The following is a 22,966-nucleotide window of genomic DNA, read 5'->3' as shown; positions in this document are numbered from 1 at the left end:
GCATACCGAGGAGGCCGCTCAGTCGACTTTCGGGCAGTAGAAGCGGGACTGGCCGCGGTACTCCACCGGCGGCAGGTTGCGGGCCGGGGTCTGCACCAGCGGCGCGTCCACCGAAAGGCGGCCGGACGCGCGGTCCATTGCCGAGCGCTTGCGCGGATGCATCAGGGCGCGCTTGGGACCGTACTTCGCGACCAGGGTGATCACGTTGCACAGCCGGTCATGCCACCACTGTTGGCGCGGGGTCCAGCTGTACCCCATGAGCTCCCGCACCGGCGGGTCGTACAACGCCACCGTCATGAAGGTCAAAAAGCGCTGCATCACCTTGAGGTTCAGCGCCCACAACCGATCCGGAATCCATTGCAGCGAGGGATGCTTGGGCATGGTCGACAGGTCCATGACCTCACGGGCGGCCCAGGTGTTCTCCAGGATGTCGCGGCACATGCGATCCCAGTACTGCTCGAATTCTTCCCAGGTCTTGGGCACCGGCCGCATGCTCATCCCGTACATGCGGTACCAGGTGATGTGCTCATCGAAGAGCTGTCGCTTGTCGGCCTCGGTCAGTCCGCCCGCGAACTTCTCGGCGGCCAGCAGCGTGGATTTGAAGAACGTCGCATGCGCCCAGTAGAAGACGTCCGGGTTCAGCGCGCTGTATCGGCGCCCCTGGTCGTCGACGCCTTTCATGCCGATGTGGTAATCGCGGACCTCGGCGCCGGTCTGCGGAGCCCGGTACCCGTCGAACACCACCCCGCCGATCGGGTAGATCGAGCGCATCAGCCGCGGAATGCGTTCCATGAAGAAGATGGAGTGGTCTTTCACCGCAGCACCCAACTGCGGGTGCATGTTCTGCATCGACCCCGCCCAGGTGCCCTGGAACAGACCGGTCCACTGACCGAAGTACCTCCAGGTCAGCGAGTCCGGGCCGAGCGGGATCGGCGGCGCGTCGTAGCCGCCGGTGCTCACCGGACACCCCGCACCCAGCACTGCTTCACCGGACGCCGGGCAGGTATCCGACATTTCTTGTGTCACGGGCACGCACTCCAGTCCAGGTCGTCCATTTTGGACAACATACGTTGTCACCGCCGACTTTAGAAGCACCCGGCCCTCCGGTCAACGACGAGACGCTGGGCCGGCCCGGCCGCCGTCGCTGCATTTCGGCGCCAGAACCCCATCGCTGTGAGTGCAGCACCTTCTCGAAGACGCTCGATAACCCAACCCTGGATTCGAGATGCGGCTTCAAGGCAACCGGTGGGTCGACACCCGGGACAACGGCATCGCCCATTCATTCGACAACGACACACCTCACTGGCGTGACTCAAGGTGAAACCTGGGGCCGACCGCACACCTACGCCTGGATGCTGGGCAGAACTCCGCAGCCACTCCGAATGGGCGCCATAGACGCGGGTTCGACGGTCGTCAATTAATCGCCGGCCGCCGGCCAGCGCGGGGTCCTGACCACTCGAAGCGGCCTGGCTACTCGAGAAACACCACTTGGGTGGCCACTATGACGTGGCCCTTTCTGCAACAGTGTTCAAAGTCGAACTTGGCGTCTCCGACGTCGACCACGGTTACTACGCCGATCACACGCTGTCCGTGGCCCGATCTGCACTCAAAAGTGCTGGACGACAACGCAATATCGATACCAGAGCACTAGAGATTCAGGCGGCGTTGCGCACCCGACCAGCTTGCCGCACCGGCGGCTGTCACCGCGGCGTTCGGGTCGACCACCCGCGCCGCAGTCGCCATCATCGCCGAGTTGAACCACCAGATCGCCGCGCTCGAGGCCGAGTTGGCGACACATTTTGAGACACACCCGGACGCCGACATCTACCGCTCCCTGCCAGGACTTGGTGTCATCCTCGGCGCCCGGGTGCTCGGTGAGTTCGGGGACGACCCCACTCGCTACACCACTGCCAAGTCTCCGCCGGAAAATCGCCCGTTGCCCATCTCATCGGGCAAGAAACACGCCGTGCTGGCCCGCCACGTCCGCAACCGCCGCCTCTACGACGCGATCGACCAATGGGCCTTCTGCGCCCTGACTAACAGTTCCGAGAACCTACAAGTCCGAATTCCTACCGCGCCATATTGGTGAACCGCGAGAAGTGCAGCTGGTGCGCGACAGTGATATTCGCCGTCGGGCCGTTGCGGTGCTTGCCCAGGATGATGTCTGCTTCGCCACCGCGCGGGTCTTCCCGGTCGATCGCATCAGGACGGTGCAGCAGCAGGACCATGTCGGCATCCTGCTCAAGGCTGTTATGTAGGCTAACTAAATTTGCGACGAAATTGTGTGTACCGCTTACGGTTCCGTCGTAGACGTCTTGGTCACCGATGCTGGTGATCTCCACGATGGAATCCCAATAGACATCGCTTGTCGCAAGGTCGTGCAACTCGTGGTCATCCAACAGTGCTGCGGCTCGATGCAGACGCTGACGGCCGACTCCGCGCTTCCAGAGTGTCGACCCACAGAACTTTGTCTCCATAGCCGCCGCGAACTCACGGTGGCTCATCCCGTTACGCACAAGTGCTCGCTGAACTCTCTCCCAGACCTCCTTGGGAACGGTGTCCGACGACACCCTTCCCTGGATCTTCTTCAGATTCGTCAGCACCTCTCGCGCCGCGAAGAACTTGTCTCCATGCGCATCCACACCCTGCAAGAAAAAAATCTGGTTCTCGGCGCCCGGAATATGCAGATGCCAGATGTCCCGATATCCGGCCTTACGAGCCTTATAGATCCGACTGAAGATACCCAGACGAAGCAACAACAGCGCCACACCGTCGACAAGTGCCCGACTGGTGGACGCGTAATAGACACGGCCCTGGCTGAACTTTGCGTCCCACCGCACAGATCCGTCCGTCGCCCAAAGATGGCGCAAGAACAGCGCGATCTGATCGTTCGGCAGCGCGAAAATCTCTTGCGGGATGAACTTCTCGTAGCTGCGCTTGCCAAACAGCCCGAGCTTGTCCAGCCACGCGGCGATCGGATTGCGCTTGCCGTGGGTCAAATGGTAGGGCGCTGGCAGCCGCAACGTGGTGACGCGGGCCGCCGGGTAGTCGTCGCGGACCGCAGTGACACCGAAGTGCTTGGCGGCCTTGGTGACAGCAAGCAGGTTCTGTTCATCAATCGATGCGTAGCGGATCGGCTGGCGCTTCACGCACGAACCGTCACCGATCATGTGAGCCAACAGAATGATCTCGGACTCATCCATCGGAACGGTGCCAACGGGATCCGGAATACGCCGTGGCACCGCAACCCGACTTCCTACTGCCAACTCCTCCAACGGAATCCAACCGTCCAGCGTGTGGAACGGGTGGTTGGCCGTGGCCTCGACCTCGCGGCCGGAGGCGAGTCGAACCTTGAACACTTCTTTGTGCCCGCTGTAGAACACGTTGGTCATCGGACGCGCCACCATGTTCTTGTGCTCGTCGAGCGACCACACCAACGGCCGCTCCCCGGTCGCCATCAGCTCACCGAAGGTGACCTCAGCACCATTGTCGGCGCGCAGAATTCGCGTGTTCGCCGTCAAGCAGCCGGATTCACGAAGGTCAGAGACCTGCGGACGCTTGTCGGTGCGCTGCTCGGGGCCACGGTTGAGCTGGCTGATCGCGATCACCGGCACTTCAAGTTCCTTGGCCATCAGTTTGAGGCTTCGGGAGAAGTCCGAGACTTCCTGCTGGCGCGACTCGTACTTCTTGCCCGAGCTCATCAGCTGCATGTAGTCGACGACCACGAGCTTGAGATCCGCCTTCTGGGCCAACCGCCGGCCCTTGGCCCGGATCTCCATCATCGTCAGGTTCGGCGAGTCGTCGATGTAGAGCGGCGCCTCGCTGATCTCGCTCATCCGGCGGGCCAGCTTGGTCCAGTCGTCATCGCTCATCCGGCCCGAACGCATATCGGCCAGTTTGATTTTCGCCTCGGCCGACAGCAGTCGCATGACGATCTCGGACTTGCTCATTTCCAGCGAGAAGATGACGCTGGCCATCCGGTGCTTGATGGAGCACGACCGCATGAAATCCAGGCCCAGCGTGGACTTCCCGACACCGGGTCGGGCCGCGATGATGACCATCTGCCCGGGGTGCAGGCCGTTGGTGATCTCGTCGAATTCGGTGAACCCGGTCGGCACGCCACGCGAGATGCCGCCTGACGAGGCGATCGCGTCGATCTCGTCCATGGTGGGTTGCAGCAGGTCTTCCAGCGCGACGAAATCCTCCGAGGCGCGGCGTTCGGTCACGTCGTAGATCTCGGCCTGTGCCCGGTCGACCACATCGGCTACGTCGGCGCCATCGGCCCCGGCGTAGCCGTACTGGACCACCCGGGTGCCGGCCTCCACCAACCGGCGCAGCAGCGCCTTCTCGGCCACGATGCCGGCGTAGAAACCGGCATTGGCCGCAGTGGGCACGGTGGAGATCAGCGTGTGCAGGTACGGCGCCCCGCCGATGCGCCGCAGCAGACTACGCCGGTCCAACTCCGCCGCCACGGTGACCGCGTCGGCAGGCTCACCCCGGCCGTAGAGGTCGAGGATCGCGTCATAGACGTTCTGGTGTGACGGGCGGTAGAAGTCACCGGGGCGCAACCGCTCGAGCACGTCGGCGATCGCGTCCTTGCTCAACAGCATGCCGCCGAGGACGGCCTGCTCGGCCGCCATGTCCTGCGGCGGCTGCCGGCCGAAATCCTCCCCGGTCGGAGGGCCGTCCATCTCCGAATCCGAATGCCCCAGGTCGTCCACCACCGCCACGGACTTCCCACCCCCTTCCGGGCCCTGCCCGGAGGCATGCTCGAACGTCTATTCGAATCGGTACTGCAACTGTAGAACAGGTCTCCGACAAGACCTCGACGGAGTCGCGACGCACAACGCTAGACGTTGCTGGCGGCTCCCGGAACCACCCCTGTTGATGAACCTGTGGATGGCGTGGGGATAGGTGTCGGTCACGGTGTTGAACCTCTGGGGAGAACCTGTGGATCATTCCGGAGCGATCCGTTGTCTTCCCTGGTCAGGGTGCCATAGAGCCTGTGACTAGTTGTGTATGGAAAGTTCCTCGGCGTGTCGTGCCGGGTTGCCGTCCCGGGCGTGTTGTGTTGCGCCCAGGGACCGTGCCGGTTAACGCCGGGTGAGGTTCGCTGTCAAGCGTTGCCCGCAACGAGTTCGCCAGAGAGCAGCAACGCCCGGGTGGGAACCTGTACAGGTTCCACCCGGGCGATTGAGTGCTTGCGGAATGACTCCGCTACGGATTGCTCCGCGGCAGGCTTACTCCGCGACGACGTTCAGCGACACCTTGGCTTCCACCCCGGTGTGCAGCCGGACGGTAACCGGATGCGTGCCGACCGACTTGATGTGCGCCTTGGGCAACTGCACCGTGCGCTTGTCCAGGTTCGGACCGCCGGCCTTCTTGATCACGGCCACGACATCGGCAGCGGTGACCGAGCCAAACAGCTTGCCGGAGTCGGCCGCGGCCTGAACCGGCAGCGACACCTCGCCCAGGTTCTCCAGAGCGGTCTTGAGCTCGTTGGCGTGCTCGACGCCGCGGATGGACTTGGCCTCGCGGGCCCGGCGGATCTCGTCGGCCTGGCGCTCGGCACCGCGGGAGGCCACGATGGCCAACCCACGGGGCAGCAGGTAGTTACGGCCGTAGCCGTCCTTAACCTCGACGGCGTCGCCTGCGACACCCAGGTGTTCCACCTCAGCGGTGAGAATCAGCTTCATTGGTCTACTCCCTACCGCGTCGACGAGCCGAACGGCAGCAAAGCCACCTCGCGGGCATTCTTCACCGCGATGGCGACATCGCGCTGATGCTGGACGCAGTTGCCGGTCACCCGGCGAGCACGGATCTTGCCGCGCTCGCTGATGTAGGTGCGCAGCAGCGCGGTGTCCTTGTAGTCGATGATCTGCCCCTTACCCTTCTTGGAGCAGAACACGCACTTGCGTGTCTTGACCGGCTTTTCCGGTGCCGGCCGCCGCTTTGTGGACTTGGCCATTGGTTATCTCTTCCTTGCAAAATTTTCGATGTTGATCAGAACGGCGGCTCGTCGTCGGCCCCGTTGAAGGAGCCCGACGCGGGCGCGCTGCCCCACGGATCGTCTTTGGGCTCAGCCGGGCGCGAAGCCCCGCCGCCATTACTGCCGCCGCCACCGCCGAAGCCACCGCCCCCGCCGCCACTCCGGCTGGCCTTGTTGACCTTGGCTGTGGCGTAGCGCAGGGACGGACCGATCTCGTCGACCTCGACCTCCATAACAGTGCGCTTCTCACCCTCGCGGGTTTCGAAGGAACGCTGCTTGAGCCGGCCGGTGACGATGACGCGCGAACCCCGGGTGAGGCTCTCGGCCACGTTCTCGGCCGCCTCACGCCAGATGTTGCACCGCAGGAACAGCGCCTCGCCGTCCTTCCACTCGTTGCTCTGCCGATCGAACATCCTCGGCGTCGAGGCAACGGTGAAGTTGGCGACAGCTGCGCCGGACGGGGTGAAACGCAGTTCCGGGTCAGCGGTCAGGTTTCCGACAACTGTGATGGTGGTGTCACCAGCCACGAGATCCTCCTGGGATAGGCATGTCCGTTTGCGCGAAGCCTACGTAGCCCCGCCGACGACTGAGAGCCTTTAGTGCTTGTCGGTCCGCATCACCTTGGTCCGCAGCACAGACTCGTTCAGATTCAGCTGACGGTCGAGCTCGGACACGGTGGCCGGTTCAGCCTTGACATCGACGATGGCGTAGATGCCCTCGGCGTGCTTGGCGATCTCGTAAGCCAGCCGGCGGCGGCCCCAGATATCGACCTTGTCGACACTGCCGCCGTCCTTGCGGATGACGTTCAGGAACGTCTCCAGCGAGGGAGCTACAGTGCGCTCGTCGAGTGTCGGGTCGAGAATGACCATGATTTCGTATGGACGCATAAGGAACCCATCACCTCCTATGGTCGTTGCGGCCACGGCGTGTCCGTGGCAGGAGGGTCGCCTGCGTCGGCAACCGGCCTAGGCTACCCGAAACCGCCCTGATCTGCGAAATCCGTATAGGGTGAGCTGCTTGGTTGTGGATTCGAGGGAGATGCATGAACTATCCGAACGGCCCTTACGGGCAAGGGTTCCCGCAGCAACCTGGTCCACCACAACAGCCCGGATATCCGCCTCACCCCGGATTTCCCCAGCAGGCCGGTTACCCGCAGCAGCCCGGTTACCCACCGCAGCCAGGCTTTCCCCAGCAACAAGGCTTTCCGCCGCCTGGGTACCCGCCACAGGGTGGCTTCCAGCCCCAGCCGTACGGGATGCCCAGCCCTGAACCCAGTGGCGCCACGGGAACCATTGCCGCGGTACTCGCGGCGCTGGGCGCACTGTCCGGTCTCGGCGGCGGCGCGGTCGGGGCCTTCGCCCTCGCCGTCACGGGCTCCGACGCCGACCTCACCGGTGGGGTGCACGCGTTGCTAATTGTCTCGGTCCTGTTCAGCGTCGTCTTCGGCCTGATGATCGCCATCGGAGCCGTGCTGCTGTTCCAGCGAAAGATGCTCGGCCGCTGGCTCGTGGTCGGCGCGTGCGCCTTGGCGATACTGAGCACCTTGATCACCTTCGGTGTGGGTATTACCGCAGAAGCCGACGTTTACGGCTCCTACTCAGGTGGGGCTGTTTTCAACCTGTTCGGTCTCGTCTTCCCCATCGCGACGATCGTGCTGGCCATGCTGCCGCCGACGACCGCATGGATTCGGGCGAAGCCGAATCCGGTTGCACCCCAGTTCTACCCGCCGTACCAGGGCTGAGCGGGATCTGCGAATCCCCGGTGTCCGTCCAGCAACAACCACGATCGGAGCAGCAGCAGTGACCTCTCCCCAAGGATCCGAGAGTCAACACACCGAGCATCCGCTCGACGAATCCGAACCGGAGGGAACTTCGGCCTCACCTGGAGTTTCACCGAGCGGGGTCACGGCGATCATCACCGCTGTCCTGGCCGGGATCGGCGCCCTACTGACCCTCGGCAACGGCATCGCCGGTCTGTCGGCACTCGCCGCGCTGGCCGGTGACTCGGGCTTGCGAACTCTGGCGCTCAGAACCCCTGGGCCGCTCGCGCTGACGGTCCTCGCGACCCTGCTGAGCGTCACCTGCGGACTCTTACTCCTGGCCGGCACGGTGGCGCTGGTACGACGCAAGATGATCGGCCGGCGGCTCATCGTCATCGGCTGCGCGTTGATCGTTCTCGGCAGCCTGATCAGCCTCGGGCTCAATCTCGCTGCCACAGCGCGCTACGGAACCTTCGGCATCAGCGGGTTGGCGGCTTTGAGTCTCGTGCTGCCGATCGCCACGCTTGTGGTGGCGTTGCTCCCGTCGACGAAGGCGTGGATCCAGGCGCGTCCGGCCTTGTGACCCGTCGATTTCCACCTCAGGGTCGCGCATCACGAAATTCGCAGCCCTGAGGTAGAAATCGGTGCACGGCGCCCGCAGGCTCAGCCGCTGCGTCTACCTAGAGCCGGCCAGCTCCGGCTCCTGATCCGGTTTGGGCTCGACCCGAACCCGGTCGGCCGACGGGCGCAGCCAGTCCGGCAGCCAGCGTGGCGGATTGTCGGGAGCGCGATCGAACACCCCGCCGGTGGGGTCGTCGATGCGGCCGCCGTGCCGGACCAGGTCCAGTTCCGGCCGGTAAATCTGGCGAATCACCAACGCACACAGCATGATCACTGCGACATCGCGCAGCAACACTGTGGTGGTGAACCACTGCTCGGGTAGGCCTTTATTGGCTTCGCCGTACAGATAGAGCATGCGCGGCACCCACACCAGGGCGTCGATCGTCATCCACGCCAACAGGATTCGGCGGTGCGGCAGCGCCAGCACCGCCAGCGGCACCAGCCACAGCGAAAACTGCGGGCTCCACACCTTGTTGGTCAGCAGGAAGGCGGCGACCACCAGGAACGCCAGTTGCGCCAAGCGGGGCCGCTGCGCCGCCGTCAACGCGATGTAGCCGATCGCAATACAACACGCCGCGAACAACACTGCGGTGACGGTGTTCAGCACCGTCGGCGGCTGCCAGAAACCCAGGTCCGGATCGAAGCCCTGCCAGTCGCTGAACGACTTCACCACGTTGTACAGCGAGTCCATGTCGTCACCTCGACGAGTGTTGAGCCGGAAGAACTCTGACCACCCGCGCGGGAACAGCACCATGATCGGCAGGTTGATGACCAGCCACGTCACGACCGCGGTCAGCGCCGCCTTGCCGACCTCACGCAGACGTCCGCTGCGCAACCCCAGCAGTACCAACGGAATGAACAGTAGGAGCGGATACAGCTTGACGGCCACGCCGATACCGATCAGCGCCCCGGCCCATACCGGTTTTCGCCGGGCCCAGGCCAGCATCGCGCCCGCAGCAGTGGCGGTGGCCAGCGCGTCGAAGTTGGTGAATACCTGGAAGATCACGATCGGTGAACCGGCCACCAGCGCGGCATCCCACACTCGTCGGCCTGCCATCCGCGAGGTGGCCCAGATCGTCGCCAACCAGGCCAGCGCCAAACCGAACGCGGAGATGTTGAAGAACATCACCACCTCGGCCACGAGCGGGACCGACACCAGCTTCGCCAGCGCGGTATACGTCTTGGCCAGCGACATCGACGCGTACTGGTAGAGCCCGGTCAGCACCGGATACTCCATGTAGCGGATCGCCGGGCTGCCGTCGTACTGCATGCGCGGCTTGCCGGTGGCGTCGTTCTCGACCCAACTGGACTTGTAGGGGAACTTGCCCTGGTTCAACAACTCTGCGGTGTAGAGCGGAACCGTGTCGGAGTAGCACAGCTCGTAATAGGCGCGATTGTTCTCCCAGTTGGCCACCCGCTGGTCGGCGGTCCCGTTGCCGGTCGTCTGCAGGCACGCGGCCTTGGACGTATAACCCAAAGCCAGGAACACCACAGCGATCACGAACATCACCCGCAATGGGGTCATGAACCGTGAGCGCCCGATCAACGCGTGCCGGCCGACAGGTCCGCCGACAGTCTGCGACAGCGCTTCGGCCAGCCGATCGTTGCGGCTGGGAAGGTCGCGGTCGTCGGCACTCCGCCGGTCTTCTGCCGGCGGAGCCGGCGAATCCAGCCCTGCCGGCGGAGCCGGAGATACCCGTTCCGTCACGGAGGCGGCGGTGGCACCGGGACGCCCGGCTCACCGGGCACACCAGGTGCTCCCGGCGGCGGTCCGATCGGCACGGTCGTCGGGGGGCCGATCGGGATCGTGATCCCCGGGGCCACTTCGATGGTCGGCTGAATCACGGTCACCGAGGGCATCACCGCGATCGGCGGACCGGCCGGTGGCGTTCCGGGTGGCGGGGCGGCCGGAGCCTGGGGCACACCCGCATAGCCGCCGATCTCCGTCGGCTTCGGGAACGACTCGTTGTCGGTGCCTTTCAGCGCTCCGTCCATCGTGGCTTTCCAGATGTCCGACGGCAGACCCGATCCGTAGACCGGCCCGCCCGCCGGAGTCTTCAACGGCGTCACGCCGTCGGTGGTGCCCACCCAGACCGCGGTCGAGAGCGAAGGTGTGTAGCCGACCATCCAGGCGTCACGATTGTCACCGGTGTCGCCGAGCTGGTTGGTGCCCGTCTTTGAGGCCGACGCCCGCCCACCTGCCAGGTTGTGCCCGCGCGACCAACCGGCGATCGGCTGCATCGCCGACGTGGCGTTGTCCGCCACCGCCTTGTCGATGCGCTGCTCACCGTTGTCCTGGCTCGAGGCGTCGAACAGCACCTGCCCCGAGGAGTTCACGACCTTCTGCACGAAGTGCGGCTTGTGATAGACGCCGGAGGCGGCCAGCGTCGCATACGCCGAGGCCATGTCGATCACCCTGGACTGGTACTGACCCAGCACCACGCCGTTGTTGGGCGGGCCGCCCTTGCCGTCTTCGGACAGGGTGTGCTCGACACCGGGGAAACTCTCGGCGACACCGGCGTCGTGGGCGGCCTTCGCGACATCCTCCGGACCGTTTTCGAGCTTGAGCATCAGCCGGTAGTAACTGGTGTTCAGCGAGCGCTTGAGCGCCTCGGCGATCGAGCAGGTGCCGCACCCTTCGCCTTCGACATTGGTGATCTTGATGCCGTTGACCGTGACCGGACCGCTGTCCACCTGATAACCCAGGCCGATGCCCTGCTGCAGGGCAGCGACGAGCGCGAACACCTTGAACGACGAACCTGTCGGCAGACCCGCCTGGGCGAAGTCGAAGCCATTGGCATCGGAGCCGCCGTAGTACGCCTTGACCGCGCCGTCGCGCGGATCGATGGAGACCACCGCGGTCCGCATGTTGGGTTCCTGGCCATCCATGTACTTGGACACCGCATCCTCGGCGGCCTCCTGGGCCTGCGGGTCGATCGTGGTCGTGACCTGCAGGCCTTCGGTGTTCAGCGCCTGCTCGCTGATGTTGAACAGATCCAGCAGTTCCTTGGTGACCTGCCGCTCGATCAGTCCGTTCGGACCGGTCGTCTGGTTGGCCTGACGAGCCTGGTCCGGCGGCACTGTCGGCGGGAACACCTGTTCGGCCCGATCCTGGGCCGACAACGCACCCATGTCGACCATGCCGTCGAGCACCCAGTTCCACCGCTCGGCGGCGCCCTCCGGATCGACGGCGGGGTCCAGCGTCGACGGGCGCTGGATCAGCGCGGCCATCAGGGCGCCCTCGGCGACGTTGAGTTGTTCGACCGGCTTGTCGAAGTATGCCTTGGCCGCCGCCGCGATGCCGTACGAGCCGCGACCGAAATAGATCATGTTCAGATACGCCTGCATCACAGCGTCTTTGGACCATTCGCTGGCCATCTTGGTCGAGATGACCAGCTCCTTGGCCTTACGGATCAGACCGCCGATGCCCGAGCGCTCGTCGCCGACGAGCGCGTTCTTGACGTACTGCTGGGTGATGGTCGATCCGCCCTGCAGATCACCACCGACCAGGTTGTTCTTGATCGCGCGCAGCAGCGCGGTGAAAGAGAAGCCCGGATTGGTGTAGAAGTCGCGGTCCTCGGCGGCCATCACCGCGTTGCGGACGTGTTCCGGAATCTTGTCGATGCCGACGTCGATGCGGTTGCCTTCCGGCGGCACGATCTTGGCGATCTCGCTGCCGTCGCTGGCCAGGATCGTCGACACCTGGTTGGTGCGGATGTCACCGGGCTGCGGGACGTCGACGATCATGTACGCCATACCGAAGGTCACCAACGGAAGCAGGATCATCGCCACGACACCCGCGATCGACAGGCGTCGGATCAGCTTCCAATTGATGTGGAACTGCCGGGTCGGCCCCGACGCTTTCGGACCCGAGCCCGAGGGACCCGAGGGACCCGACCCACGGCCGCCGCCGGGCGGCGGAGGCGGAGATTTCGGTGGCGGTGGTTTCGGCGGCGGGCTGCCGCCCATCGCCGCTCTGACGACGTCCAGCGGGACCGGCCCGTCGTCACGCACCGGTGGCAGCACCGTGGTGAGCCGATCGTCGGGCGGCACCGCCGGGCGATTGGGTCGCCCGATAGGACCATTCGGCCGTCCCGTGGGCGCGTTCTCCCGAATCGGCGGCCGGGCATCCGGAGCCGGCGGCCGCTTCTCGCGCGGGGGCGGCGGGTTTTCGCGCGGGGGCGGCGGATTTTCGCGCGCGCCGAGGCGGTCAGCCGCATTACGGATGTCGTTGGCTGACCGGCTGTGGCGCCCTTCGCTATTCACTGGCGGTGCGCGCCGATTTGCGCGTGCCTCGAGTGCCACGTGCCTTCGGCGGCCGAGGCGCGCCCAGGACATATGACTTGACCAGATGGTTCCAACTGCAGGTGCGGCATACCTCAACCACATGGACTGCGAACTCGTCGTAACGAGTTGCCAACATCACCAGCTCCTCCGCGGTGCGCGCCGAGCCCGATACCGGGCCCAGATGATCACCGAAAACCCACGACACCAGCGTGAGCTGCTCTTTACGGCAGATCGGACACATCACCGAACTTTGCTTGCCGTGAAACTTTGCCGCGCGCAGCAGGTACGGGTTGGCATCACAGACCTCCGAGACGCCGGTGCGCCCCGAATAGACCTCAGCCAGCAGGGACCGCCGCCGAAGCGCGTAATCCACCACCTGTCTCTGCAATCGCACGATGACCAGAGTACGTCGACCCCCTCGGGACCGAGGCGTGACCGCGTCACACCTCCTACGATCATGTCCCGTGGCAACTCGACAGACCTCGAACACCCGGGCCAGGGACAGCGATCGCAACGACACCTGCAAGGTGCTCGACAATGCGCTCGGCGAAGGCCAGTTGTCCATGGAAGAACACCGCCAACGGGTGTCGGCGGCCACCAACGCCACCACCCTGGGGGACCTGGCCCGCCTGGTCGAGGATCTGCAGAACGCCAATGCGTCGGTGAAGATGCCGACGCTGACCAAGCCCCGCCTGCCGGGCATTCGCAAGCCCGGCGGTCCCGGATGGGGGCTGCGACTGGCGTCGGCCGCCGTACTGGTCGTGCTCGGCATCGGCATCGGCTGGGGCCTGTACGGAAACACCGCCTCACCGTTGAGTTTCAACCCCGACCCAGGGGCGGTGCCGGACGGCATCGACCCGGTGGTGCTGACCCCGCCGACCCAGCTGCAATCACTGAACGGGGTCAAGGGCCTGTTCGAGCAGATGCGCCAGAAGTTCGGCAACACCACGGGCTATGAGCTGCACATCGACCCCGACTCGGCCATGCTCTACCGACCGAACCCGCAGGACAGCCGTCAGAAGGTCTACTACCGGTACACCGGTGGCTGGGGTGATCCAGGCTCACCGGACACCCTCCGCGACGAAGACCGCCTCGTCGACCTCGCGGCGTTCGACCACGAGAAGGCACTCGCCGTTCTCCGCGGCGCGCCCGACACGCTCAACACCAAACGCGGCGACGTGAAGAGCGCCTGGCTGCGCATCACGCCGTCCGAGGATCCCTCGACTCCTGAGGCCGTCAACATCGCTGTCATCGTCACCAGCGACTTCGGCGGCGGGAACATCGACCTGTACCCCGACGGCACCGTCAAGGGGATGTACCGCCACAGCAGGTGAGCCGGCGGCGCCCGTCACGCGGGCGTGACCCTCGGCGCCGGCAGCCACTCCAGCGTGACAATCGCGGCATTCACTTGGCGCCTAATATATCGGCGCGATACAGTTTGGCGAGGTGTTGATCCGTCGTAGCGATCAATTCCATCTGATCTGTCGAAAGGGGTGTTTTCGATGCTGGAGCTCGCAGTCCTGGGCCTTTTGCTCGAGTCACCCATGCACGGCTATGAGCTGCGCAAGCGATTGACGGGTCTGTTGGGGGCGTTCAGGGCGTTCTCGTATGGGTCGCTCTACCCGGCATTACGTCGCATGCAGGCCGACGGCCTGATCGTCGAGGACGCCGCACCCTTGGGACCGACCAAGGTGCGTCGCGCTCGGCGGGTGTATCAGATGACGGATGCCGGCAAGCAGCGGTTCACCGAGTTGGTCGCCGACACGGGGCCACAGAACTTCTCCGACGACGGGTTCGGTGTCCACCTGGCCTTCTTCAACCGCACCCCGGCCGAGGCCCGGATGCGAATCCTGGAGGGGCGGCGTCGCCAGGTGGAGGAACGTCGGGAAGGTCTGCGTGACGCCGTTGCGCGGGCCAGCAGTTCATTCGACCGCTACACCCGTCAGCTGCACCAGCTGGGCCTGGAGTCCAGCGAACGAGAAGTGAAATGGCTCAACGAGTTGATCGCGGCCGAACGTACGGCCCAGGGGCGCTCGGAAAACATATGAGCACAGACCCGCACAAGGCCCCAGGCCGAGCACACAGAACGAGTAAGGAGATCGTCCATGTCTGAGCACGCAGGAGAAATCCGGGTCGCCATTGTCGGCGTCGGTAACTGCGCATCGTCCCTGGTCCAGGGCGTGCAGTATTACCACAACGCCGATGAGAACACGACCGTGCCGGGCCTGATGCACGTGAAGTTCGGCCCTTACCACGTGCGTGACGTGAAGTTCGTGGCCGCGTTCGACGTGGACGCCAAGAAGGTCGGCTTCGACCTGTCGGAGGCCATCTTCGCCTCCGAAAACAACACCATCAAGATCGCCGACGTGCCGCCGACCAACGTGACGGTGCAGCGCGGTCCGACGCTCGACGGCATCGGCAAGTACTACGCCGACACCATCGAGATCTCCGACTTCGAGCCCGTCGACGTGGTCAAGGCGCTCAAGGACGCCAAGGTCGACGTCCTGGTCTCCTACCTTCCGGTGGGCTCCGAAGAGGCCGACAAGTTCTACGCCCAGTGCTGCATCGACGCCGGCGTGGCCTTCGTCAACGCGCTGCCGGTGTTCATCGCCTCCGACCCGGTGTGGGCCAAGAAGTTCGAGGACGCCGGCGTCCCGATCATCGGTGACGACATCAAGAGCCAGGTCGGCGCGACCATCACCCACCGCGTCATGGCCAAGCTGTTCGAGGATCGCGGCGTCACGCTGGACCGCACCTACCAGCTCAACGTCGGCGGCAACATGGACTTCCTGAACATGCTGGAGCGCTCACGCCTGGAGTCCAAGAAGGTCTCCAAGACCCAGGCAGTGACCTCCAACCTGACCGGCTCGCTGGCCGGCAAGGTCGAGGACAAGAACGTCCACATCGGCCCGTCCGATCACGTCGCGTGGCTCGACGACCGCAAGTGGGCCTACGTGCGCCTGGAAGGCCGTGCCTTCGGTGACGTGCCGCTGAACCTGGAGTACAAGCTCGAGGTGTGGGACTCGCCGAACTCGGCCGGTGTGATCATCGACGCGGTGCGCGCCGCCAAGATCGCCAAGGACCGCGGCGTCGGTGGCCCCGTCGAGGCCGCGTCTGCCTACCTGATGAAGAGCCCGCCGAAGCAGATCGCGGATGACATCGCCCGCATCGAGCTGGAAACCTTCATCGAGGGCTAGCGTTTTCACTCTGCGCCCAGGGCGTGTGCTTCCCGCACACCTACGCCCTGGGCGCAGAGTCGTTTCCGGGTTAGGGTCCGGGGGTGGCCAAGCCCCAGATCTCCGATGACGAACTGCTCACGCTCAACGAGTTCGGGCTCCTCGACGAGAACGCCGAACAGATCGGGGCGAGTGCCCCACTGCCGCGGGTCGAGCGCATCGAGCAGGGGCCGATCAGCGCGCTGAAGTTCGGCACCGCCGCCCCGCGCATCGTGTTCCTGCACGGCGGTGGCCAGAACGCCCACACCTGGGACACCGTCATCCTCGGGCTCGGTGAACCAGCGCTGGCCGTCGATCTCCCCGGTCACGGCCGTTCAGCCTGGCGCGAGGACGGCGACTACGGCCCGAAACTCAATGCGGCAAGCCTGATCCCGGTTCTCCAGACCCACGCTCCCGATCCGCGACTGGTGGTCGGCATGTCCCTGGGCGGATTGACCGCACTGCGGATCGCGGCGACCGAACCGGCCTTGGTGCCCGAGCTGGTTCTGGTCGACGTCACGCCGTCGGCACCCGAGCGACATGAGCAGATGACCAAGGCCCAGCTGGGTGCCGTCGCGTTGGTCAAGGGTGACCGCAGCTTCCCCAGTTTCGAGGCGATGTTGGACACTGCCGTGGCCGCATCGCCCCACCGGGACCGGAACTCATTGCGGCGCGGCGTGTTCCATAACTCCAAGCAGCTCGACGACGGCACCTGGACGTGGCGGTACGACACGTTCCGCAAGGGCGACGGGTTTGACGGGCTGTGGGACGACGTTCCCGCGATCACCATGCCCACCACCCTGATCCGCGGCGCCAACTCCTATTTCGTCAACGACGAGGACGCCGAGACGTTCGCAACTAGCGCACCGGGCTTTCAGCGCACCCACGTCGTCGCCGACTCCGGCCACTCGGTGCAGGGCGATCAGCCGGCCGCACTCGTACAACTGCTGCGCGCGATCCTCGACGCCCCGCCCCCGCAGTAAGACCGGGGTGGTGAACCACCCGTGAGTACCCTCAGAAAATGAGCCATCCCCTCCGCATCGGCGTACAACTACAGCCACAGCACTCCCCCACCTACGGCCACATCCGCGACGCAGTGCGCCGCTGCGAGGACATCGGCGTCGACATCGCCTTCAACTGGGACCACTTCTTCCCGCTCTACGGCGATCCCGACGGCGCGCACTACGAATGCTGGACGATGCTCGGCGCCTGGGCCGAGCAGACCTCCCGCATCGAAATCGGCGCACTGGTCAGCTGCAACTCCTACCGCAATCCCGAGCTGCTGGCCGACATGGCCCGCACCGTCGACCACATCTCTGACGGCCGGCTCATCCTCGGAATCGGAAGTGGTTGGAAGCAAAAGGATTACGACGAGTACGGGTACGATTTCGGCACCGCGGGCAGCCGGCTGGACGATCTGGCCCAGGCGCTGCCGCGGATCGAGGCGCGGCTCGCCAAGCTCAACCCGGCACCCACTCGCAAGATCCCGATCCTCATCGGCGGACAGGGTGAACGCAAGACCCTGCGCCTGGTGGCCGAACATGCCGATATCTGGCACGCATTCGTCGACCGCAACACCTACCCGGGCAAGGCAGAGGTGCTCGCCGATCACTGCGACGCCACAGACCGCGATCCGTTGACCGTGCAGCGCTCGGCCGGCGTGCAGGAGGCGGGCGGTCTGGACGCCATGCTCGCCGAGGCCGATGCGCTGGCGGATCTGGGGGTCAGCATCGTCACCATCGGAGTCAACGGGCCCGACTACGACCTGACCGCTGCCGAGGCCCTGTGTCGGTGGCGCGACGGGCGCAACGCAAAGTCGAGAGGGTAAGCTGAGAGGACCTGCGTCACCGATCCGGGGGGGCCGTGAGAAAACTGACGCAGACAACCGCTCGGGGGGAGATACGCAACGGTGCCGAAGAACTACGGGGTGAAGGAAAAGGATCAGGTCGTCACGCACATCATCAACCTGGTGATGACGGGCAAGCTCCGATCCGGTGACCGCATCGACCGCAACGAGATCGTCCGCGACCTCGGGATTAGCCGCGTTCCGATCCAGGAAGCCGTGGTTCAGCTCGAACACGACGGCATTCTCTCGACGCGATATCACCGTGGCGCCTTCGTCGCGCGGTTCGATGAGGCGACCGTCGCCGAACACCACGAGTTGTACGGGACGCTTAATGGCATCGCCGCTGCTCGCTGCGCAGCCAGCCCCACTCCGCGAATTTTGGCACGCTTAGACGACTCGTTGCGAGTAATGCGCACAGCAAAGGATGTCAAGACGTTCCAGGAGGAGTGCTGGGTGTACCGCGACGCGATCAACGACGAGTACGCCGGACCACGCCTGCACGCCACCATCCGGGCCGGCAAAAGCTTCGCCCCCTCGGAATTCTGGACGAACTATCCGAAAGCCAAGGCCGAGTTCCTGCCCAGCTACGAAGCCGAGACCGCGGCCATCCACGCCCGGGACCCCGAGGGCGCCCGCCTGGCCTGCATCGAGCGCTCCGAACGGATGGCTCAGGTCATGATCGGTGAGCTGACTCGGCGCGGAGTGCTCGGCGACTTGCGGTCCCATTGAGCGGAACGGCTCATCACCTGGCGCCCTCCCACTAGGTTGCATCAGATGGACGCCAGACGACCGGCCGCGCTGCTGACCACCGTCCTGATGCTGTTCGGACTGGTCTGCGCGGCACCGGCCGGGGCGGACGTCGACCAATGCGCACCGCCCGGGGTGGACAGCGCCAGCGCACTGCCCACCAACCTGGCCGCCGCGGCCACCGGACCCGGCGCCGACAAATACACCACCGCCACCGTCGTACCCCTGGACACGGTGCGCCCCGAGAACCTCGGCCTGAGCACCCCCGGCGTCCTCACCGTCGGGACACTGTCGGACGCGCCGCCCAGCATCTGCATCAACACAGCCGGCCAGTTCACCGGCTTCGACAACGAGTTGCTGCGCGCCATCGCCGACAAGCTCGGCCTGCGCATCAACTTCGTCGGCACCGACTTCTCCGGTCTGTTGGCCCAGACCGCCTCCCGACGATTCGACGTGGCGTCCAGCTCGATCACCACCACCGACGCCCGACGACGCACGGTCGGCTTCACCAACGGCTACGACTTCGGCTACTTCTCCCTCGTGGTGCCCGCCGGTTCGCCGATCAGGGGGTTCGGTCAGCTCGCCGCCGGACAGCGCATCGGCGTGGTGCAGGGCACCGTGCAGGAGGCCTACGTCATCGACACACTGCACCTGCAGCCGGTGAAGTTCCCCGACTACAACACCGTCTACGCCAGCCTCAAGACCCGCCAGATCGACGCCTGGGTGGCACCGTCCCAGCAGGCCTCGGGCACAGTGCAGCCCGGTGACCCGGCGCAGATCATCGAGAACACCTTCAGCCTGGACAATTTCGTGGCGTGGGCGGTGGCCGAGGAGAACCGGCCGCTGATCGACGCGCTCAACTCCGGACTGGACGCTGTCATCGCCGACGGCACCTGGGCCAAGCTGTATTCCGACTGGGTGCCGCGGGCCCTGCCGCCCGGCTGGAAGCCCGGCTCCAAGGCCGCACCCGTCCCCCAGCTGCCCGATTTCGCCGCGATCGCCGCCGCCAAGGAGAAACCCGCCGCCGGAGCCCCGGTCGCGCCCAAATCGACACTCGCACAACTGGCCGACTCGTTCCTGGACTGGGACCTCTACAAGCAGGCCATCCCCGATCTGCTGCGCACCGGCCTGCCCAACACGCTGATCCTGACCGTGTGCGCCAGCGTCATCGGCCTGGTACTCGGGATGGTCCTGGCGGTGGCCGGCATCTCGCGTTCGCGATGGCTGCGCTGGCCCGCCCGCGTCTACACCGACATCTTCCGGGGCCTGCCCGAAGTGGTGATCATCCTGCTGATCGGGCTGGGCGTCGGCCCGGTAGTCGGATCGCTCACCGGGAACAGCCCCTACCCGCTGGGCATCGCCGCGCTCGGACTCATGGCGGCGGCCTACGTCGGGGAGATCTTCCGCTCCGGCATCCAGAGCGTCGAACCCGGGCAGCTGGAAGCCTCACGCGCCCTGGGTTTCAGCTACCCCTCATCGATGCGTCTGGTGGTCATCCCCCAGGGCATCCGGCGGGTATTGCCCGCGCTGATGAACCAGTTCATCTCGCTGCTCAAGGCCTCGTCACTGGTGTACTTCCTCGGGCTGGTGGCCAGCCAACGCGAACTGTTCCAGGTGGGCCGAGATCTCAACGCGCAGACCGGAAATCTGTCACCGCTGGTGGCGGCCGGACTGTTCTACCTGCTGCTCACGATCCCGCTGACCCATCTGGTGAACTTCGTCGACAACCGGCTGCGCCGAGGCCGCCCCCCGGCCGAAGAGGATCCCCTGCCCGCGGCAACCAACCAGGAGATGATCTGATGGCGGGCCTGGCGCCAGTTGCGCTGGCCGCCACGGACATCCATCTGTCATTCGGACCGAACCCGGTGCTGCGCGGAGTGGACCTGGATGTGCCTGCCGGTACGACGACGGCCATCATCGGCCCGTCGGGATCCGGAAAATCGACGCTGTTGCGCACCCTCAACCGCCTGTACGAACCGGACCGCGGCGACATCCTGCTCGACGGACGCTCGGTGCTCGCCGACAATCCCGACCGGCTCCGCCAGCGCATCGGGATGGTGTTCCAGCAGTTCAACCTGTTCCCGCACAAGACCGTTCTCGACAATGTCACCCTGGGCCCGCGCAAACTCAAGCGCCTCAGCCCCGAGCATGCCCGCGCCGTAGGCCTGGAGCAGCTGGATCGGGTTGGCCTGCGGCACAAGGCCGATGTCCGCCCCGCCATGCTCTCCGGCGGCCAGCAGCAGCGGGTCGCGATTGCACGTGCACTCGCCATGGCCCCGCAGGCGATGTTCTTCGACGAGGCCACCTCGGCGCTGGACCCCGAACTGGTCAAGGGAATTCTGGAGCTGATCGCCGACCTGGCCGCCGAGGGGATGACCATCCTGGCGGTCACCCACGAGATGGGCTTCGCCCGTTCCACCGCCGACTCGGTGGTGTTCATGGATCACGGCACGGTGGTCGAGTCCGGTACCCCCGACCAGATCTTCGAAGCGGCCGAGACAGATCGGCTGCGCCGCTTCCTGTCCCAAGTGCTGTAAGGACGCCGTGAATCCCCTGCATCAAACGGAACAAGCTGACAACCTGGCAGCCTCAGACAGGTTAGACTAGCGAATTATGATAGAGCCCGATTCGCAGGTCACCGAGCTGGCCGGAGAGTTGCAGCGCGTACTCTCCAAGGTTTTCTCGGTACTGCGCCGTGGCGACACCAACAAGGGCACGGCCGGAGAGCTCACCCTGGCTCAGCTCTCCATCCTCCTCACCCTGCTCGACCAGGGACCGATCCGGATGACCGAACTGGCCGCCCGTGAGCGCGTGCGCACCCCCACCACCACCGTGGCCATCCGCCGGCTGGAGAAGCTCGGGTTGGTCAAGCGCTCCCGCGACGCCTCGGACCTGCGCGCCGTGCTCGTCGAGGTCACCCCGCGCGGCCTGGTGCAGCATCGCGAATCGCTGGCCGCCCGACGGGCTGATCTGGCCGCCCGGTTGGCCAACCTGAGTCCGGACGATCTCGCGACGCTGGCCACCGCCCTGGCCCCGCTTGAGCGCCTCGCCGGCCAGGGCGATCAGGCCGCCACCCACGCCAAGTCCGAATAGCCGGGCTAGCCCAACCAGTCCAACACCGCGGCCGCGGTCCACGACTGCTGCATACTGCCCAGCGGCTCCCCGGTGAACGGCTCGTAGTACTCGGCGAAAGTCCCATCGCTGGCCTGCCGCAACCCTTCCCGGCGCAGCGTCGACGCCCGCTCGGCCCAGCCTCGCCGGGCGAAGCACCATGAAAACAACCACGTCATCACCGGCCATACCGGGCCGCGCCAGTACTCGCGCGACCGGAATTCGCGCGACACCGGTGACGTCGACGGGATCAGCGCGTACTTCAGATCCGGATGCCCGCAGAACCGCGGGCCTTCCAGCAGCCTCAGCAGGGCACGCTCACGGTCGTGCGGCAGCCCGCCGCACAGCAGCGGGGCGAACTGCGCGACGGTCTCGGTAGCCACCCACTTCTGCGCCCTGACGTCGTAATCCCTTGCCGCACCACTGCGTTCGTCGGCAGTCTCGACGACGCCGGTCCGGAACCGCTCGGCCCAGGCGTAGAGATCGCGGACATCGGCGTGCGGGCGCTTGTAATCCTCCCCGATCTCGGCGAGGACCTGACAGGCCACCGAGAAGATCGCCGAGACGAACACGTCCTCGACCGCGAAGCTCATCACCTTCGGAAGCAGATCATCGTCGTAGCGAACGGATTTCATCTCCTCGAGCAGCCACAGGTACCGGTCGTACTCGAGGTCGCTCGGCCGCTGGGTGGCATCGGTGATGATCGCGTTGTCCTCACGCTGATACTCCGGCACATTGCCGGGAATCACGTTGGCGTAGGCGCTGTCCCAGCGCGGCGAGTTGTCCATGCCGGACTCCCACCCGTGATAGAGCGTGATGCGGCCGCGACCGTCCTGATCCCGCGTCTCGGCCAGCCAACGGTGCCATCGCACCAGATCGGCCCACCGGCGATCGAGGAAGCTCTCCGCCACCGCCCGCGTGGACCGGCCCCGACTGCGGGCGTGGTCCAGGATGCGTTGCACCGCGATCGCATGCACGGGCGGCTGGGTGATGCCCGACGTGTGCCGAACCCGCGGCGCGTTGGCGGCCAGCGCCGAGGTGGCCCACCGGGCCGGGCCGGGAAAATAGCCGTCGACACCGTTGGCGAACACGATGTGCGGGATCATCCCGTTACGCCACTGCGCTGAAAGCAGGGTGTCGAGCTCCACCACGGCGCGCTCCACACTCAGGGGGGCCAGCCCGATCGACACGAATGCCGCATCCCAGCTCCACATGTGGGGATACAGCGACGGCGCGGCAGTGGTCATCACACCCAGGTCATTGCCGCGCAGCAGGTAGGCGGCGCGCGCGGCGAGCTGGGTGGGAGCGAAGCTGGGATCCGGTGGCATCCCTACCATGATGCGACCTTGCGCCCCGGTCCGCAGGTCGGCCCCCGCGCACTGCACGTCACA

Annotated in this window: 21 protein-coding genes and 2 pseudogenes; 13 read left to right on the top strand and 10 right to left on the bottom strand. The window is 65.5% G+C overall.

Going from position 1 to position 22,966, the window contains the following annotated elements; translation table 11 throughout:
• Nucleotides 1-18 precede the first annotated feature (18 nt).
• Nucleotides 19-1,014 (bottom strand): oxygenase MpaB family protein, encoded by a 996-nt coding sequence (locus JOF57_RS25585; protein ID WP_209923715.1) that lies wholly within the window; start codon nucleotides 1,012-1,014, stop codon nucleotides 19-21.
• Nucleotides 1,015-1,506: 492 nt separating this feature from the next.
• On the opposite strand from JOF57_RS25585, the pseudogene JOF57_RS31450 reads away from it, so the two are divergent.
• A pseudogene (locus JOF57_RS31450) lies at nucleotides 1,507-1,557 on the top strand (hypothetical protein); the annotation flags it as partial.
• Between the two features lie 15 nt (nucleotides 1,558-1,572).
• Nucleotides 1,573-2,044, top strand: a pseudogene (locus tag JOF57_RS25575) (IS110 family transposase); the annotation flags it as partial.
• Nucleotides 2,045-2,069: 25 nt separating this feature from the next.
• Here the strand turns inward: JOF57_RS25575 and JOF57_RS25570 are convergent.
• The 5 genes from JOF57_RS25570 to rpsF all read right to left on the bottom strand — a co-directional run bounded on the left by JOF57_RS25570 (nucleotide 2,070) and on the right by rpsF (nucleotide 6,876).
• Entirely contained in the window at nucleotides 2,070-4,730 is a 2,661-nt protein-coding gene (locus tag JOF57_RS25570; RefSeq protein ID WP_209921753.1) for a replicative DNA helicase, read from the bottom strand.
• 510 nt (nucleotides 4,731-5,240) lie between these two features.
• Nucleotides 5,241-5,696, bottom strand: a complete 456-nt coding sequence (rplI, locus tag JOF57_RS25565; RefSeq protein WP_209921751.1) for a 50S ribosomal protein L9 — start codon at nucleotides 5,694-5,696, stop codon at nucleotides 5,241-5,243.
• An 11-nt stretch (nucleotides 5,697-5,707) separates the two neighbouring features.
• Entirely contained in the window at nucleotides 5,708-5,968 is a 261-nt protein-coding gene (rpsR, locus tag JOF57_RS25560) for a 30S ribosomal protein S18 (RefSeq protein WP_029109238.1), read from the bottom strand.
• A 35-nt stretch (nucleotides 5,969-6,003) separates the two neighbouring features.
• Nucleotides 6,004-6,516, bottom strand: coding sequence for a single-stranded DNA-binding protein (locus JOF57_RS25555; RefSeq protein ID WP_209921749.1), 513 nt, complete (start codon nucleotides 6,514-6,516; stop codon nucleotides 6,004-6,006).
• Between the two features lie 69 nt (nucleotides 6,517-6,585).
• Nucleotides 6,586-6,876 carry a 30S ribosomal protein S6 gene (gene rpsF, locus JOF57_RS25550; protein ID WP_003931678.1) on the bottom strand — a complete coding sequence of 97 codons (291 nt, stop codon included), beginning with the start codon at nucleotides 6,874-6,876 and terminating at the stop codon, nucleotides 6,586-6,588.
• A gap of 155 nt (nucleotides 6,877-7,031) precedes the next feature.
• Here rpsF and JOF57_RS25545 point away from each other — a divergent pair, with 155 nt between their 5' ends.
• On the top strand, nucleotides 7,032-7,730 hold the full coding sequence (locus JOF57_RS25545) for a hypothetical protein (RefSeq protein ID WP_209921747.1): 699 nt from the start codon (nucleotides 7,032-7,034) through the stop codon (nucleotides 7,728-7,730).
• Nucleotides 7,731-7,788: 58 nt separating this feature from the next.
• Complete coding sequence (locus JOF57_RS25540) at nucleotides 7,789-8,331, top strand: hypothetical protein (RefSeq protein ID WP_209921746.1); 543 nt, start codon at nucleotides 7,789-7,791, stop codon at nucleotides 8,329-8,331.
• 93 nt (nucleotides 8,332-8,424) lie between these two features.
• Here the strand turns inward: JOF57_RS25540 and JOF57_RS25535 are convergent, their stop codons facing one another.
• The 3 genes from JOF57_RS25535 to JOF57_RS25525 all read right to left on the bottom strand — a co-directional run bounded on the left by JOF57_RS25535 (nucleotide 8,425) and on the right by JOF57_RS25525 (nucleotide 13,050).
• Nucleotides 8,425-10,077, bottom strand: a complete 1,653-nt coding sequence (locus JOF57_RS25535) for a glycosyltransferase family 87 protein (RefSeq protein WP_209921744.1) — start codon at nucleotides 10,075-10,077, stop codon at nucleotides 8,425-8,427.
• Nucleotides 10,074-12,422: a transglycosylase domain-containing protein gene (locus JOF57_RS25530; RefSeq protein ID WP_209921742.1), complete on the bottom strand. Its 2,349-nt coding sequence runs from the start codon at nucleotides 12,420-12,422 to the stop codon at nucleotides 10,074-10,076. Before JOF57_RS25530 ends, JOF57_RS25535 begins: the two co-directional genes overlap by 4 nt.
• 205 nt (nucleotides 12,423-12,627) lie before the next feature.
• Nucleotides 12,628-13,050, bottom strand: coding sequence for a DUF5318 domain-containing protein (locus JOF57_RS25525; protein WP_036443617.1), 423 nt, complete (start codon nucleotides 13,048-13,050; stop codon nucleotides 12,628-12,630).
• Nucleotides 13,051-13,120: 70 nt separating this feature from the next.
• On the opposite strand from JOF57_RS25525, the gene JOF57_RS25520 reads away from it, so the two are divergent.
• From JOF57_RS25520 to JOF57_RS25480, 9 genes are all read left to right on the top strand, one after another.
• Nucleotides 13,121-13,990 (top strand): DUF1707 SHOCT-like domain-containing protein, encoded by an 870-nt coding sequence (locus JOF57_RS25520; protein ID WP_307870101.1) that lies wholly within the window; start codon nucleotides 13,121-13,123, stop codon nucleotides 13,988-13,990.
• Between the two features lie 168 nt (nucleotides 13,991-14,158).
• Nucleotides 14,159-14,704, top strand: a complete 546-nt coding sequence (locus JOF57_RS25515) for a PadR family transcriptional regulator (protein WP_163666074.1) — start codon at nucleotides 14,159-14,161, stop codon at nucleotides 14,702-14,704.
• 57 nt (nucleotides 14,705-14,761) lie between these two features.
• Entirely contained in the window at nucleotides 14,762-15,853 is a 1,092-nt protein-coding gene (locus JOF57_RS25510; RefSeq protein WP_209921739.1) for an inositol-3-phosphate synthase, read from the top strand.
• Nucleotides 15,854-15,936: 83 nt separating this feature from the next.
• Nucleotides 15,937-16,854 (top strand): Rv0045c family esterase, encoded by a 918-nt coding sequence (locus JOF57_RS25505; protein ID WP_209921737.1) that lies wholly within the window; start codon nucleotides 15,937-15,939, stop codon nucleotides 16,852-16,854.
• Between the two features lie 38 nt (nucleotides 16,855-16,892).
• A complete protein-coding gene (locus JOF57_RS25500; protein WP_209921736.1) occupies nucleotides 16,893-17,699 on the top strand; it encodes an LLM class F420-dependent oxidoreductase in 807 nt (268 codons plus the stop codon).
• Between the two features lie 81 nt (nucleotides 17,700-17,780).
• Nucleotides 17,781-18,446, top strand: a complete 666-nt coding sequence (locus JOF57_RS25495; protein ID WP_209921734.1) for a GntR family transcriptional regulator — start codon at nucleotides 17,781-17,783, stop codon at nucleotides 18,444-18,446.
• A 45-nt stretch (nucleotides 18,447-18,491) separates the two neighbouring features.
• On the top strand, nucleotides 18,492-20,264 hold the full coding sequence (locus tag JOF57_RS25490; protein ID WP_209921731.1) for an ABC transporter substrate-binding protein/permease: 1,773 nt from the start codon (nucleotides 18,492-18,494) through the stop codon (nucleotides 20,262-20,264).
• Nucleotides 20,264-21,001: an amino acid ABC transporter ATP-binding protein gene (locus JOF57_RS25485; protein ID WP_209921729.1), complete on the top strand. Its 738-nt coding sequence runs from the start codon at nucleotides 20,264-20,266 to the stop codon at nucleotides 20,999-21,001. The genes JOF57_RS25490 and JOF57_RS25485 overlap by 1 nt, the downstream gene beginning before the upstream one ends.
• Nucleotides 21,002-21,077: 76 nt before the next feature.
• Nucleotides 21,078-21,557 carry a MarR family winged helix-turn-helix transcriptional regulator gene (locus JOF57_RS25480; RefSeq protein WP_209921728.1) on the top strand — a complete coding sequence of 160 codons (480 nt, stop codon included), beginning with the start codon at nucleotides 21,078-21,080 and terminating at the stop codon, nucleotides 21,555-21,557.
• Between the two features lie 5 nt (nucleotides 21,558-21,562).
• Here the strand turns inward: JOF57_RS25480 and ggh are convergent, their stop codons facing one another.
• Nucleotides 21,563-22,903 (bottom strand): glucosylglycerate hydrolase, encoded by a 1,341-nt coding sequence (ggh, locus tag JOF57_RS25475; RefSeq protein WP_209921726.1) that lies wholly within the window; start codon nucleotides 22,901-22,903, stop codon nucleotides 21,563-21,565.
• Nucleotides 22,904-22,966: the final 63 nt, after the last annotated feature.

The sequence above is a fragment of the Mycolicibacterium lutetiense genome (assembly GCF_017876775.1).
GTDB classification, from domain to species: Bacteria; Actinomycetota; Actinomycetes; order Mycobacteriales; family Mycobacteriaceae; genus Mycobacterium; species Mycobacterium lutetiense.
Note: the sequence above shows the minus strand (reverse complement) of the source record. Positions and strands in the feature narration are given on the sequence as shown.